The sequence below is a fragment of the Paenibacillus fonticola DSM 21315 genome (assembly GCF_000381905.1).
GTDB lineage: Bacteria > Bacillota > Bacilli > Paenibacillales > Paenibacillaceae > Fontibacillus > Fontibacillus fonticola.
Window position 1 is genome coordinate 148,710 of the sequence record NZ_KB907257.1, and the last position, 15,676, is coordinate 164,385.

Genomic DNA, 15,676 nt, shown 5'->3' on the forward strand with positions numbered 1-15,676 from the left:
AACAACTTCTTAAGCTAAGTCGAAGTCCCGCTTATCCTTTTTTACTCACTCCACCTCTATCTCGAAGCAAACAAGCTCTTGATCAACGTAAGACCGCTCATCAGGCCAAAAAAGAAAAATTCCCGTTCGCGAACAATTTTAAAATATTCCTCCACATAAATTTGCTTCAAATATGTAACAACCATCGGATAAATCAAAATGAGCAAGCAAGGTAAAAACACGCCGAAAAACAGCGGTTTGTTCATTTTCCGCCGTCCTGGCAGTCCATTCAGCAAACTTAAATATATCCCGAATGCAAAGGCATACAAGATGTTGGCCAGGAGCATGTTGTCCATTTTGTACAAAATCGTACCCTTATTCCCCATCATAGCGAAGAAGCTGCTGCTGTAATAAACGAGCAAACAAGCACCGATGAGCCAAAGGATGTAATACGAAATCCCTTTTGAATTGTTCATGTCCGACTCTCCCATTCTTTCGTCCGCCCACCATGCGGAGCAATGCTGCTCCCCATTTTGACATGCTTGAGCTGGGCCACAATGATGATGCTAATCACAACGAGCAAAAACCAGGAACTAATTTTCCCGATGTGAACCATCCGCCATACGTCTTCCTGATCCGGGTACTTCCATGCTCCAAAAAACGTCGTCACATTCTCCGCAATCCAGACGAAGAAGCCGATAAGCAGAAACGATAAAAGCAGCGGCATTCGCAGCGTTGTTTCCTCTAGCGTAAAATACACTGTACAGCGTAAAAAGACAATAAATAAGAGAACCATTAGTATATAGCGATAATCGCCGATAAAATGATGCGTAAAAAAATTCAAATAAATGGCCGCGCTTATGGCAACCGCATAGCCCGATTTCGGCCAGCCCGTAATTTGCAATTGGAGCCGCCGCCATGCCTGGCATATATAGCTTGCTACGCTGGCGTACATGAACCCGCTGTATAACGGAACCCCGAACACTTTGCTCCAGGCTGCTTCCGGATAAGCCCATGACCCCATATGCACTTTGAATATCTCCAAGCCTAACCCGATCACATGGAACATACAAATCACCTTAAGCTCATCCCATGTTTCCAGTTTGGTTATCATCATCGCTGCTTGGGCGAGTAGGCAAATAAGCAAAATCCAATCATATCTTGGCAATCCTGGCAATGCAACAACCTTCGTAAGAGCGAGCGCTCCGAAAATAATCAAAGGGAACACGCAGGATAATGCCTGAAGCCACGTAAATACTGCCAGCTTGCGCACGAATGTCATTCCATCGATCAACCTCCTGATCCTTCCACTTAAATTTTATCACAGCTGTACGCTGATAAGATGACAACAATGATCACATTTAACCAAAACACGGCTTAACATGAAATCAGTATATTCCAAAAAAGTAAAAGTGCCTAGTTTGCTGACATACGCAAATTAGGCACCCTATAAAGTGAGACTGGAAGCTAGTTAAAATAATATCAAACTCCTCACCTTACGGCTCCATCCCCCAGACAAGATTTCCGTTCAAGTATAGCGGTGCTTTTTCCCAGCTGGCAAAGCTGCTTTTCGTCCCATCATAGGAATAATCATCCGCTTCGTTATAGTTGGACCAATCCGTCTTGTTGACCCGAACCTGAATTTCTCCCGTGCTGGCGCCTGGAGCCAGGCTCCCTGCGCCTGAGCCGAATGAAATTTCCACGTAATAATCGGCGCCTGTCTTGGCAGATTCCAGCTTGACGAAAGTACCGCTTACGTTACCGCTGCCGACCGCAGCGTAATCGCAATGGAACTGCTGCGGCTTGTCACCATCAATGGTGTAGAAGTAACGAATCTTCACGTCGCTTAATGAAATTGCTGTGCTGCCGTTGTTGACGATGCGGAATTGGGGACGGAACTGATTATCCCCGGGGTTGGTATCGTTTGTGCGATATTCCAGTATTAAATCACCTTCCACCGGAGTCGGCGCAGCAGTTGGCTTTGCGCTTGCTTCGGGGGAGTCCGGGCTCTCGCCCACATCATTGGACGCACTAACTACATAATAATAAGTTGTATCGTTCACTACGCTGGCATCGATATAAGCAGGCTCAGTTGTCGTTGCCAATGCAGTGTACGGTCCTCCGCTTGTCGTGGCCCGTTTCACCGTGTAGATATCTGATCCGCTGACATTATTCCAGGACAGATTAACGACCGCATCTCCTGCTGCCGCATTCGGCTTGGACGGGGCTTTTGGAGCTGTTGGCTCAACCGGCCCGCCTTGACCGTTGTTAATCAAACGGTCATATTCGGCATAAGCCGTAGCCATATCAACCTGCGACCAGAAACGGTGATAAGTGAATTCCGGGGCTCCGTTCGTCCATTTTTGCGTTTGCGGGTCCCAAGAGGTATTATATTTGTTTTCTAAATACGACCATTGCGGATCGTTCTTGATCGCTGGGCGAACATCGGTGTAGCTGGCATAAACACCGTTGCCGCCTTTGGCCGGATCAGACGGTACGGTAGACGATCCTGGAATCGTATTGCCTTGGCCAAACGTGCCTGTCCAGCCGCTTGGGAAGTAAATTTCTTTCGTGAAATAGCGGTAGTAGTCTTCACGCGGCTCGATGGTCGTAATACCAATACCATCGTTATAGCCCCATGCGGTGTCCAGCAGCGATTTAGCCAGCTGCTCCGCCTGGCTGCCGAGCGCCGTGTAGCTTCCGTTCTCGGCTTTAGTGCCTGCGGCAAAGAACGTTAACGCCTTAATATAGCTGCCCAGCACCCCGGCATCCTGACCCGGGTTCTTTGTGACGACGCGCAAATTTGGATTGCCGTTATAATTGCCCAGACCGTTCCAGGTTGCCGGCTGGCCGGACCACTCGAGATTGCTAGGAATCCAGAACTCACCCGGCGCAGCTACAGTCGCGATGGAAGGATTGCTGCCGCCAAGTACGCGGTTCCCCTGCTGATCCAAATAATAACCTTCCGAATCGGTTACAGGACGCTGGTTAGCGAATACGTAGTCTATCGACCAGTCGATCCACTTTTGAACGACCTGCTTGGCGAGTTGGAAATTTTCCGAAGCCGTGTCCCCGTTGGCAGCAAGAATGTAGTAGAGCTCTGCAATCCGCTCTACCGGCCAGGCTTGCATGCCAAACCAGTTGTTGGATGGCGGATCATGGTAGACAGGCGCATCATCGTAAGCTAACCCGTAGAACGTACTCTTGCCTGCGGGATACGCTTTGTACGCTCCATCCCAGCTGTTCGTTGCACCGCCGGCGATAGCGCCTTCAGCAGATTGAAGCCAGGCATAGAATTCCAATTGCCGTTTCAGGGAAGTGCTCCAGTCCTGACCTGCGGTTGGAGATGCGGGAATCAATCCCCCATCCGGATCGGAAAGGGCATATGCCGCTACAACGTTCTGGTAGCCTTGATGAGCATGGCTGGCTCCGATCCGCCAAGCCCAGTTGCCTGACCCGCCGAGACCGCCGCCCCATGCCGTATACCAAGCCATCAAATAATGGCTGGCGTCCTTGCCTGTACCTGCGGCCGGCGTCCCATTTGAAGCGCTTCCAATCTTTTGGAAATATTTATCGTACATACCGTAACGCAAATAGTCGCCCATCTTCTTCGCTTTGTTCAAATATACTGTATTGTTGTAGCCCAGTTCCTTGGCCCAGTACATGGCCTGGATTGCCCGTGCATCGGCATCGGTGGCATTCGTATAGCGCCACTGTTCGGCTGGAGACCCGCTTTCCTTCGTAAACAAGGACATAAAGCCTTCCCCGGTTTTGCCGAACGTCTTATTGTCCTGGGATGGATGCGGCACTGCTTCCCATACCGATTCCTGTTCCCCCCGCTGGAATGTATTCACATAGGTTGCCGTGTGGGACGGATTAAGCAGATTTCCGAACCCATACCAGTTATCGACATCCAGCAGCCAATGCATCAAATACGTCTGGTTGTTGCCATAAGTCGCCTTCAGCTCTGCGTCCAGCGGATCTCTTCCTGCCGGATACTGTCCGCTAAGCAAGCTTGGATATTGATCCGGCTGCGGATACTCTGCGGCATAAGTCGCGGGGCTGTTCGGATTGTAATAGTTCATCGTGGGCTGCTCTTCCTTGCCGTCGCCTTCATTTATAGGAATAATGTATTTCTCCATGTTGTCCCATGCTGCTTCGAGCTTGCTCCAGTCTCCGGTATAATGACCGTATAACACCTCCAGCCACATCCAGTAGCTGTATGCCTCTGAGGTCGTCATATGCCCATAATCTGGAGCTTCGCTCATCAATGTCTCCACAGAATGATACGGAATGCCCTCCGGCGAAAAATATCCATTCGCTGGATCTTTAAGCTGCTGATAAAGTTGAAGAAACCTTGTTTCCTCTGCAGATGGTGCGGCCAAAGCCTTACTTGAATTGACGGTGAATACACCCGATACGATCGTAAATGACATAACTGCAGCCATAAAGATCGAAGCGGTTTTTTTGAATGCTGTCCATCTCATCCTTATTCTCATCCTCTCAATCAGCAATTTTTTTTACATCTTAAAGCAATAGCCATCCGTCTCGATATATAGCGGAGCACTGTATACGTTGAATAGATTGTACTTTGTCATGTATAGACGTAATTTTAGCGGCAATCACAGCTCGAACGCTAGGCCCAGCTACATGATCCCTACCTTTGGCGTTCACCTTCCTTCGATTTATTATGGACCATTCCATTTTTACCAATTTATAGCACGTCCACAAGTTGAATATACCATATGAATCTATTAATTACTATATTTTACATAAATATATTTCTATTTCCTAGCAGATGGTTACAAGACAGCAAAAAAGGAGCCCTCCCCCGCAGAAATGCTGCTTCGGGCAGCCCCTTATTATTCAGTCCACATCTGTTCCCTTATTAAACAACTTTACTACTTGTTCTCACTATCAATTGCCCACTCAAGTTTCCGTCTTTAAAAAATTCTGAGAGCAATCATACCGACAATACATATCGTCATCCCGATCACTTCCAGCCTTTTGAATTTCTCTTTAACGAATACGCGAGTATATAGCAATATTAACAGCACGTTCATTGCGACGACGGCGGAAACCAAGCCGGTAATGCCGAATTTAAAGGCTGTAATAATCAGAATCATCCCGAAGAAATTCGTTAAACCGATTGCCATGCCGCTAAAAAATGTATTTCGTTCATTCCACCGTCCTTGACTAGCGGCAGAAGAATATGTAGTTGAACCAGCTTTTCGTTTACGATTTTTATCAATTTGCCACCAAACAGCAAAACAAAGCGAGCCAATAGAAAACATATAAAACAAGGTAGGAAATAACTCGGCTTCTAGTCTAGTAGACAATTTGCCAGCCATATCGTTAAAGCCGAAAAATAACATCGCCAGCAATCCCCATTGAGCGCCCTGAAGATTGCCGACCTTAAGGTCATTCGAATACCTCACGGTCAATATGCCAGCAATGATGAGTATAAAAGCGAGCATATGCCCGATGGAGAGCGTCTCCCCCCATATAACATAGGCAAGAGTAACTACTACAACAGGCGGGAGCCCGGTTAAAATTGCAATAAGCGACGGCTTGCCTACAGCAAACCCCTGGAACATGCAAGCATTAGCTATAAATGAAAAAGCCCCCATAAACAAACCTGTTAATGCGCTAATCGTCCAGGTTTGTCCAAAAATCATACTGCCAGCCAAGCTGGCGATCGCCCCGGTAAAAAACACTCCGAATAGCATCAGATTACGATCCATCCCTTGTTTGGAAGACCAATGGTACAAAATACCGCGCATCCCAAAGCTGATCGCGGCGAGCGAAGCGAATAACAGCCACATATTTTGCATACTCCTTCTTCTGCTTGAACTTGTTCTGATCATTAGCATTATTCTTGCAATTATACCATCATCCTGAATAATGACCATCAAATTGATCACTGTTCAAGCTTCCCAAATGCTTTTTCGCTGCTGGAGCGGTTGAGATAGGGTCGATAAAGCTACGAATTTGGGGCTTTTTCTTCTTGTCTAAAAGAAGAGCTTCATTTAATCTAAAATAAGCTTGTTAACTTAGTAGATTTTCACCAAGAGGCATTAACTTATCATTCAGGAGGGAATTTCATGTGGAAAGAGTTTAAAACGTTTGCTTTTAAAGGAAATGTGCTGGATCTGGCGATCGCTGTTATCATTGGTGCCGCTTTTGGAAAAATCGTTAGCTCCGTCGTAGACGATATTATTATGCCATTGCTGGGCATTCTATTAGGCGGCCTTGATTTTTCCGGAATAGTCATTGAGGTGAATGAAGCCTCGATTAAAATCGGCTCCTTCATTCAGACGATCATCGATTTTCTGATCATAGCCTTCTCCATCTTCCTCTTCATTAAGCTGCTCAACAAATTTAAAAATAAAGCAGAACCGGAACCGGAAAAACCAGCCGAACCCAGCAACGAGGAAAAACTGTTAACCGAAATCCGCGATCTGTTAAAAAACAAATAGGAAGCCTCGCTTTAAACCGGCATCCCAATAAACATCGCAGCCGCAGTTAGGAGTTAGCCTCCTGCTGCGGCTGCTGCGTTTTCTGAATTGCCCTCGTTTATGCGCTGACTTCATTTAATTTGGCAATCATGTCCTCCAGCATTTCCTCCGTAAAGGTTCCCCCGCTAAAATTAGCCAGTGCGCGCAGCGGCATATACTTCATCATGGCCGCCAGCATGTCGGACATGTTTCCGTCCCCCGCCATTTGTGCGAACGGATGGGTTTCATTAATTTTATCCAGCATTTGCGACGCGCGGGAAGACAGCAGCGGATCCGCCAGCAAATCTCCGACCAATGTATTTCTGTCCACCCTTATCTTCTTCACAGGCGTAGTGGAAGTTACGAATAACGATTCTTCTATTACAATTTCCCGCGAGGACTTCCCGATCAATACCTTAAATTCGCCTGCTTCCACATGCCAGTCCTTTAGAGACACATCATAGTACGCAAACGAACGCCTATCCAGCGTAAAAGTAACTTTGGTTTCCTCCCCAGGCTCCAGATGCACCTTTTCAAAGCCCTTAAGCTCTTTTTCCGGCCGGCTTACGCTGCTTTGTACGTCCTTGATATAAAGCTGCACGATTTCCTTTCCAGCCCGAGCCCCCACGTTCTTCACATTTACGCTGATCTCCACCGGTTCGGTATCCCTTACCTGCTTGGAGCTAATAGATAGATTGCGGTAACTGAATTCTGTATAGCTGAGACCGTGACCGAACGGGAACAAAGGCTCAATGTTTTTAGTATCGTAATAACGATATCCGACAAATATCCCTTCCCCATATTCCACCACATCTCCATCCCCCGGAAAATGTAAATACGACGGGTTGTCGCTTAGCTTCACGGGGAACGTTTCGGCCAGTTTGCCTGATGGGTTGGCATCTCCGAACAACAAGGAAGCAATAGCTCCGCCGAGCGCCTGTCCGCCCAAATAACCTTCCAGTACAGATTTCACCTTAGGCAGCCATGGCATTTCAATCGGTGCTCCATTGCTAAGTACAGCGATCAGGTTGGGCTGAACAGAAGCTACGGCCTCAATGAGTGCCAATTGATTTGCAGGAATGCTCAAGTGCTCCCGGTCATAGCCTTCGGATTCATAACGATCAGGTAAGCCGATAAACAGTACCGCTGCCTCTGACTTCCCTGCCGTCTCCTTGGCCTGCTCGATAAGCTTGTGATCGATATCATCATGTTCGAGGGGATAGCCCTGGGCATATAGCACATCAGCACCAGCCACAGCTTGAACTATTTCATCATAGATGTTGTCCAGCTTTGTGGGCAGTATATGCGAGCTGCCTCCCCCTTGATATCTTGCCTCCTTCGCAAACGCACCGATTACAGCGATCGTCCCCTCTTTGGCCAGCGGCAGAAGCTGGTCTTCATTTTTCAATAGAACCATGCTTTCGCAAGCGGCTTCTCTGGCCAGCCGATGGTGATCTTCCTGATCGTAAGCGGCCTCCGCCTGCTTATAGTCCACGGCCTTGAAAATAAGACCGAGCAGCCGCTCCACCGCTTGATCCAGTACTTCTGCGGCGAGCGTTCCATCCTGAATCGCTGCGATTATTTTCTGCTCGCCCGCGCCGGAGCTTGACGGCATTTCCAGCTCCAGGCCCGCTGTCAGAGCTTGCACCCGTTCATTCACCGCTCCCCAGTCAGAGACGACGACCCCTTCAAAGCCCCACTCCTCCCGCAAAATATCTGTTAGCAACCGTTTATTTTCTGATGCATATTCGCCGTTAACTTTATTGTACGCGCACATGACCGTCCATGGCTGCGCTTTTTTTACAGCGCCTTCGAAGCTGGCCAAATAGATTTCCCGGAGCGCTCGCTCACCCACAATTGCATCGGTCGACATCCGGCGATGCTCCTGATTGTTGACGGCAAAGTGCTTTAGTGACGTGCCCACCCCTTGGCTTTGTACGCCTGTAATATGACTAGCAGCCATTTCCGATGAAAGGAACGGGTCCTCGGAGAAATATTCGAAATTTCTGCCGCATAACGGCGAGCGTTTAATGTTGGCGCCTGGTCCCAGCAGGACCGCTACGTTTTCGGCCTGGCATTCTTTGCCGAGCGCTTTTCCGACTTGCCCGATCAGCTCCCTGTTCCATGTACTTGCCAAACCTACCGCCGAAGGAAAACACGTTGCGGGAACACTTTGATTCAAGCCTAAATGATCCGCTCCCTCTGCCTGCTTGCGCAGGCCGTGCGGACCGTCCGTCACCATGATGGATGGAATGCCGAGACGTTCAATTCCTTTTAAATGCCAAAAATCCAAGCCAGAGCACAATCCAGCCTTTTCCTCCAGGGTCATCTGCGCAACTAACGACTTCAGATCTCTTTTCATAGGCTCCTCCTGCCGCTGAATATAGTAATCGCTTTCATTCTGCATATAGCTAATATTATAAGTTCATTCCACGTTTTATTATGGTGTTTTATTCACTTTCTAGGTGTTAATTTCACATCATTTTGTTATATCCATCGCTCTTCCCAAGCAAGTATGCTATGTTGTTATCAAAGCGGATATTTTAATCAAAAGGTGATCACGGATGTCTATTCTAACGAGTCAGCAGTTGAACTACATATGTAAACTAATGTGGCAATCGTTCAAAATCCCCCTGTTCGTTTTCAATGATAAACGGGAGATCGAGCTTGAATTTTCCGCCAACTTTGTTCTCAATCCTCTCTATTCATCCAAACTAAGCTGGTTGAATCAAATCTATGATTTAAAAGCGGCCCAACGTTTCCCTGCCCTGTATAGAACCGATTACCTGGAAACGATCATTTCCGTTCCTATTCCATCCGCAGCGGATCGCGCGGACAGCGTAATTATGCTGGGGCCTTCAACAGACTCTGAATTATCCGAAGGCATGATCCAATCTCTGCTGAGCGATCTGCAGATACCGAGCGACCGGCAGGCCGGGCTGTTCTCCTACTACGCTTCTCTGCCAGTCCTATCGATCATTAATAACGTCTACGCCGCCATGCACCTGCATTACATGCTGTACCAGGAGGAGCTTGATCCCGCGCAAATTTATGCGCTGAGCCACTCCTTGACAAGACAGCCTGTTTCCATCGAAGCACCCAGCCTGACGATTTCGGAAAATCGCCAGAATACGGCCATGCATCATGACGCCTTGTTTGAGAAAAAAACGATGCAAGCGATCAGGGAGGGGAATAAAGCAGAGGTCGTTCGCCATTGGAGACACCTTCCCAGTTCCGGCCAAGTGGGGCTGCTGGCCAAGACTAGCCAGCTAAGAAACAAGAAAAATTTAGCCATCACGGTGATCACCTTGGCTACCCGGGCTGCCGTGGAGGGCGGATTACAATATGAAACCGCGCTGACGATAAGCGATTTATATATTCAAAGCGTCGAAGAAATTAAAGACAGTAAAGCTGTAGACAGTTTTATTGAAGAAATGCTTGCCGATTTTGCCGAACGCGTCCATCAAACGAAGCGAAACCGATACTCCAAACCGATTAACATTTGCCTAGACTATATTTTCAAGCATCTTTACGACAAAATCAGCCTGGCTGATCTCGCCCAAAAGGCAGCGCTGCATCCCCATTATTTATCAGGGCTATTCAAGAAAGAGGTTGGCTGCTCCCTGCGGGACTACATCCAGCAAACCAAAATAGAAGAAGCCCGCTCCCTGCTAATGCTCACCGACCAGCCGATCTCGGAAATTTCCACGCTGCTTAATTATCATGACCAAAGCTACTTTTCAAAAATATTCAAAAAATTTACCGGCATCACGCCGAACGAATTTAGGAATAGTCGTGGCGTATATAGCGTATGTAGCATACACGAAAATGAAAAGTGAGATCACATAATAACGCAGTGAAGGGCCTGCTCGAAAGCATGCCCTTCACTGCGTCTGCTGGATTATGAATTTATTCTCAACGGCGGGACTCTGTCTGTATTAGACATTTAAGATGCCTGGCCGCGGCGTTACGCCAAATGCTTTGGCCAAATCAGCCAGCTCCTGATCTGTAATGCACTGTTTGATCGGCTGATTTACAATCAGCATATAGATTTGCGCGGCTTTCTCAACCGTCTCAATGAGCCCGAACGCCTCATCAATGGAACTGCCTGTGCCGAAGATGCCGTGATGCGGCCATACCACCGCCCGGTGATCTTTCATTTTCTGAGCCGTTTCCCTCCCGATTTCACTGGAGCCCGGCACCATCCATGGAATAACGGCTATTCCGTCAGGAAAAACAACGATGCATTCCGTGCACATTTCCCAAAGCGTCTTTGTGAACTTGTCCTCGTTCAAATCGTGAATGAAAGTCATGGCAATGACATTCGTCGCGTGATTATGAATGACGACCCGATGATCCGGATCGACCTTCAGCCGTTCGATATGACTCATAAAATGCGATGGCAGCTCACTTGTCGGTACGGCGCCGTTTTTTAAACCCCACAGCAGTTCCAGCTGCTGACCATCCTTGGAGACACGAAGCACCCCAAGATTGGCTTCCGGATCGGAAACTACATTTTTAAAATATTTACCTGAACCGGTTACGATAAAATATTTGCCCGCCAACTCGTGCACCGGAAACGCCGGCTTGATCGTGCGAATGACCTTGTTAATATTTACATATGGAGCAACCTCCGCTTCTTCGAGTATACAGCTTACATTGCCCCCGTTCCGTTCATCCCAGCCAAATCTCCACATATGCTGCGTAATTTCAGCCATTTCCTGTACAAAAGGGATATTCATGCCTGGCGTGTCCGATAATACATTTTGCTGTTTAAAAGTCGTCATCGTCGTTTCTCTCCTTCTCCTGTTTATATTTATCTCCTCAACAGTACGTCCCGCTCATAGTCCTTAACCTCTGCCAGCCACTCTTCACGAACAGGGACACCCTTTGTCGCGCAATAATAATCCCATACCGCTCCGAACGGGTACGATTTGAATTCTTCCACCAGAGCAAGACGGGAAGTATAATCCCGTTCGTTCTCCAGCTTGCGCAGCAATTCAACAGGCTCAAGCATCGCGCGAAGCAGCGCTTTGATTGTATTGCGCGTGCCGATGACCCAGGCTGCCACATGGTTAATGCTGCCGTCGAAGAAATCGAGACCGACGTGGGTCCGGGATAGAAAGTCGCCCCGCACCAGCTCACGGGCGATTTCAAGCAATTCGTCGTCCATCGTCACCACATGATCGCTATCCCAGCGAACCGGTCTGCTTACGTGCAGCAATAGTTGCTTTGTAAACATCAGTACAGACGATATTTTGTTGGAAATGACTTCCGTAGGGTGAAAATGCCCGGCATCCAGACAAATCGCTTTATCGCGGCTAATCGCATACCCCATATAAAATTCGTGCGAACCGACGACATAGCTCTCGGAGCCAATGCCAAACAGCTTGCTTTCCACGGCGTCAATATTGTAAGCCTCGCTGATCTCATCCTTGAAAATTTCATCCAGGGATTCCTGCAATCGCACCCTCGGCGCCAAACGGTCAACTGGAGTATCCTTATATCCATCCGGAAGCCAATGATTGGTGACACACGGCTGTCCCAGCTCCTTGCCGAAATATTCGGCAATTTTGCGCGCTGCCCGGCAATGTGTGATCCAGAAGCGGCGGGTTTTTTCATCCGGATGGCTAAGTGTAAAACCGTCTTCGGCCAAAGGATGAGAGAACAACGTCGGATTAAAATCCAGTCCCAAACCCTGCGCCTTTGCCCAATCGACCCACTTGCTGAAATGACGGGGCTCGAGCTGATCGAGATCGACCTGTTCATCGGTATCCGCATATATCGCATGCAAATTCACCTTATGTTTGCCGGGGATCAGGGACAGCGCCTTCTCTAAATCCTGGCGCAGCTGTTCCGGTGTCTCTGCACGGCCAGGGTAACTGCCTGTTACCGCAATGCCCCCGCTAAGCTGCTTATCCTTAAACAGGAAGCCTTTGACATCGTCCCCCTGCCAGCAATGGAGAGAAACTTTGATTTCTCCCAGTTTCTGCAAAATCTCATCCGTATCGATGCCGTGCTCAGCATATAGATTTTTGGCTTCAAGATAACTGTTGCGAACGGTTTGATTCATGTCTGCTGCCCCTTTGCCTGTAAATTTCAAATTTATTAATTGTATCAGCTTGTTGTATCAGCTTGAAAAGTGACAGCTCAGCTCTTCCCATCTCTGCCGCACTTGGTCCAGATCGGCAAGCGGCCTAGGCTGGTACACGCTGGCCGGAAACGAACGGCCGATCAATTCTCGCGCCTCGGCGATTCCGTCAATCTCTCCCGAGCTGATCATTTGCACGGCAACATTTCCAAGCGCCGTCGATTCTGTTGGACCGGCCTGTACGGTAATTCCCAGCACATCTGCGGTCAGCTGGCAAAGCAGCTCGTTGTTGGAACCCCCGCCCACAATGTGAAGAACTTCAACGGCTTCTCCCTGCAGCCTTTCAAGCTCATGCAAAGCATCCAAATAGGTCAAGGCCAGGCTGTCGAATATACAGCGGGCGATTTCGCCGACTGTTTGCGGGACAGGCTGCTGCGTTTCCTTGCAGCAGTTCTGAATTTCTGCGGTCATGCTGCTAGGATGAAGAAAGCGGGAATCATTGCACGGAACGAGGCTGCGAAACGGAACTTCTGCCGCTGCAAGCTGGGCCAGCTGCGAGAAGCTGTACTGCTCTCCGCACTCACGCCTGACTTCCTGGATCATCCAAAGGCCCATTATATTTTTCAGAAACCGGTAAGTGCCGTAGACGCCCCATTCATTCGTATAATTAGCTTCCATTGCTGCCTTGTTGTTTAACGGCTGGGTGAGCTCCGTTCCAAGCAAAGACCAGGTTCCGCTGCTAATATAAGCCCAAGAGCGATCCCGCTGTACCGGAACACCGGCTACGGCCGATGCCGTGTCATGGGTCGCGACCACAATCAGCTCACATTCCGGCAGATCATATTGCTTCACGAGCTCCGGCCAGATGCTGCCCAAAGCTTGGCCTGGTTCTGTTAGTTCGGCGAACTGGTCTCTCCGCAGCTCCAGCAGCTCCAGCAATTCGAGATCAAACTCCCGCGTGCCCAAATTCAGCATTTGCGTGGTGGAAGCATTGGTCGCCTCGTTCATTAGCCGTCCGCTCAATCGATAATATAAATAATCCGGTATAAGTACGATTTTATCGGCTTGGCGCAATTGGGCCCGGTCATGCACAAACAACTGATACAGCGTATTAAAGGTTAGCTCCTGTATCCCCGTTTTTGCATAGACCTCCTCCCGGGATATCATTTTGTGGAATCGGTCAGGCGCCCCGGTTGTTCGGGCGTCGCGGTAAGCATAAACGTCCTCCAGCTGGTGTCCGGCGTGATCCAAAAGCACGTAGTCTACGGCCCACGTATCAATTCCTAAATAGCACTCCTCGATGCCCTTCGATTTTGCCTTCTGCAAGCCCGCAATAATTTCACGATAAAGATAGTCAACATCCCAATAATTACGGCCATTCTTATCACTAAAAGCGTTGGGAAAACGGTGGAGCTCACACAATTCTAGCTGCCCCTGTTGAAGCCGCGCCTGAACAAGTCTGCCGCTGGAAGCCCCGATATCAACAGCGATATAATTTTTCATGAGATCAACCCCTTGCAATCAAGATCAAAAAGTGTGGTTTTCCCTTTCCTTAAACTCATCGTACCTGCGTTTGTCTTTTAAGTCAACATAAACAAACATAAATAAATGTTGTTTCTTCTGTTTTTATCTGACTTCGTTAACACAATTGTAACAAACCTATACTTTTCTGTTTTTTAAACATATAATTAATAAAAAACAAAGAAGAACGAAGAAAGGAGTTCTCATGCTTGCAGCTGAAAGACGACAAATTATAATAAATATGGTGCAAAAAGATAAGCGTGTTCTCGTCTCCGAGCTCAGCCAGAAATTCAATGTGACTGAAGAGACGATCCGCCGCGATTTGGAGAAGCTGGAGAAAGAAGGGATTGTCACCCGGACATACGGCGGCGCGATTACGAATAGTCACACTAATGAGGACTTGCCCTTCACTACCCGTAACGCAACCAATTCGGAAATTAAACGGCAAATCGCCGCCAAGGCATTAAATTTAATTAACGATGGCGATACATTGATGATTGATCCGAGCTCAACCTCTTTGGAGCTTATGAAACTGCTGAACCAGCGCAAAAATATTACGGTCATCACGAGTTCGATTCATATTTTGCAGGAATTGATCAGCACCGGAATCAACATTATTTCTACGGGCGGTGCTTTGCGGGCCAGATCGATGTCGCTTGTCGGCACCAGCGCACAGGAAACCGTGATGAAATACAATGTAGATAAAGTTATTCTGAGCTGCAAAGCGCTCTCCCTGGATAAGGGCATTATGGATTCAAACGAACCCGAATGCGAGCTAAAAAAAACGATGCTCCAGCAGGCCGGCAAAGCTCTTCTTCTTGCCGATCATTCCAAGTTCGACAAAACGGCTTTTGTGAAGCTTATGGAATTTGAAGATATCGATGTATTAATTACCGATCAGGAGCCGGAACAAGCATGGATGGACATGCTTACGGAGAGAAGTGTCGAGGTTTTATTTTAAAATAAGCAAGCAGAGGTAAAGTCCGTTACGGATGAGCCTCGGGCAATCATGACCACCCGTTGGGCGGGTGGTTTGCTGTTGGGATATAACCCCTGTTGCCAAACTGCGCCTAAAGACGCTAGCCTGATCACAAATCTGTTCAGGCTCAGTGTTATTTGTCACTTTCACTTACCAGTTAAACTGGTTTATTTTTTTCTTGATCGAAAATGTGACTCAGAACGTGAACGAAATTTTATAACGAAGCTTTTGATCGCTATCTGTGTAAAAATAACCCTTCCCAAAATGTAACGAAGCTGGGCAACGTTATTTCAGTCTTTACTGCTCCAAACCGAGGATAAACGGCAAAATAGAGTGTCTGAGATTCGTTGCTATGAACGTTTTTGTCAAACCCTCTATTTTTTCTGCCTGAGCACGTGGCGCGAGAGCAAAAATGCGAGCGACGGTCGGCACGCTGCTATCCGTGGGTTGGGTACCACATGTTATGCCTTCGTCAAGGAGAGCTTTTGCAAGCTAGAAACGCACGTTCAGTTCTTGGCAAACCTAGTGCAAACGAATCACGTATATTCTCTCCCGAACCTTCGTTTGCTCCGGGGCCTCGTGCTCCGGCGTGAGCTTGTCAAGTGCCTT

At 48.1% G+C, this 15,676-nt stretch carries 11 protein-coding genes; 3 read left to right on the plus strand and 8 right to left on the minus strand.

Going from position 1 to position 15,676, the window contains the following annotated elements:
* Window positions 1–56: 56 nt before the first annotated feature.
* From G358_RS0114740 to G358_RS0114755, 4 genes are all read right to left on the minus strand, one after another.
* A complete protein-coding gene (locus G358_RS0114740; RefSeq protein ID WP_019638006.1) occupies window positions 57–455 on the minus strand; it encodes a hypothetical protein in 399 nt (132 codons plus the stop codon).
* Window positions 452–1,261, minus strand: a complete 810-nt coding sequence (locus G358_RS0114745; RefSeq protein WP_019638007.1) for a DUF817 domain-containing protein — start codon at window positions 1,259–1,261, stop codon at window positions 452–454. The genes G358_RS0114740 and G358_RS0114745 overlap by 4 nt, the downstream gene beginning before the upstream one ends.
* A 214-nt stretch (window positions 1,262–1,475) precedes the next feature.
* Complete coding sequence (locus tag G358_RS0114750; RefSeq protein WP_420836061.1) at window positions 1,476–4,415, minus strand: glycoside hydrolase family 48 protein; 2,940 nt, start codon at window positions 4,413–4,415, stop codon at window positions 1,476–1,478.
* Window positions 4,416–4,922: 507 nt separating this feature from the next.
* Window positions 4,923–5,804: an EamA family transporter gene (locus G358_RS0114755; protein ID WP_019638009.1), complete on the minus strand. Its 882-nt coding sequence runs from the start codon at window positions 5,802–5,804 to the stop codon at window positions 4,923–4,925.
* Between the two features lie 279 nt (window positions 5,805–6,083).
* Between G358_RS0114755 and mscL the strand changes: the two genes are divergently transcribed.
* The gene (gene mscL / locus G358_RS0114760) at window positions 6,084–6,458 is read left to right on the plus strand and encodes a large conductance mechanosensitive channel protein MscL (protein ID WP_019638010.1); all 375 of its coding nucleotides are present in this window, start codon (window positions 6,084–6,086) and stop codon (window positions 6,456–6,458) included.
* A gap of 97 nt (window positions 6,459–6,555) precedes the next feature.
* On the opposite strand, the gene G358_RS0114765 is transcribed toward mscL, so the two are convergent.
* Entirely contained in the window at window positions 6,556–8,838 is a 2,283-nt protein-coding gene (locus G358_RS0114765) for a glycoside hydrolase family 3 C-terminal domain-containing protein (RefSeq protein ID WP_019638011.1), read from the minus strand.
* A gap of 202 nt (window positions 8,839–9,040) precedes the next feature.
* Here G358_RS0114765 and G358_RS0114770 point away from each other — a divergent pair, with 202 nt between their 5' ends.
* Entirely contained in the window at window positions 9,041–10,315 is a 1,275-nt protein-coding gene (locus G358_RS0114770) for a helix-turn-helix transcriptional regulator (protein WP_019638012.1), read from the plus strand.
* Between the two features lie 99 nt (window positions 10,316–10,414).
* Here G358_RS0114770 and rhaD read toward each other — a convergent pair whose 3' ends face one another.
* From rhaD to rhaB, 3 genes are read right to left on the minus strand one after another with little or no spacing between them, the layout of a single operon-like run.
* Complete coding sequence (rhaD, locus tag G358_RS0114775; protein WP_019638013.1) at window positions 10,415–11,263, minus strand: rhamnulose-1-phosphate aldolase; 849 nt, start codon at window positions 11,261–11,263, stop codon at window positions 10,415–10,417.
* 29 nt (window positions 11,264–11,292) lie between these two features.
* Window positions 11,293–12,549 (minus strand): L-rhamnose isomerase, encoded by a 1,257-nt coding sequence (gene rhaA / locus G358_RS0114780; RefSeq protein WP_019638014.1) that lies wholly within the window; start codon window positions 12,547–12,549, stop codon window positions 11,293–11,295.
* Window positions 12,550–12,606: 57 nt separating this feature from the next.
* A complete protein-coding gene (rhaB, locus tag G358_RS0114785; protein WP_019638015.1) occupies window positions 12,607–14,070 on the minus strand; it encodes a rhamnulokinase in 1,464 nt (487 codons plus the stop codon).
* A gap of 223 nt (window positions 14,071–14,293) precedes the next feature.
* Between rhaB and G358_RS0114790 the strand changes: the two genes are divergently transcribed.
* Window positions 14,294–15,049, plus strand: a complete 756-nt coding sequence (locus G358_RS0114790; protein ID WP_019638016.1) for a DeoR/GlpR family DNA-binding transcription regulator — start codon at window positions 14,294–14,296, stop codon at window positions 15,047–15,049.
* The last annotated feature ends 627 nt before the right edge of the window (window positions 15,050–15,676 follow it).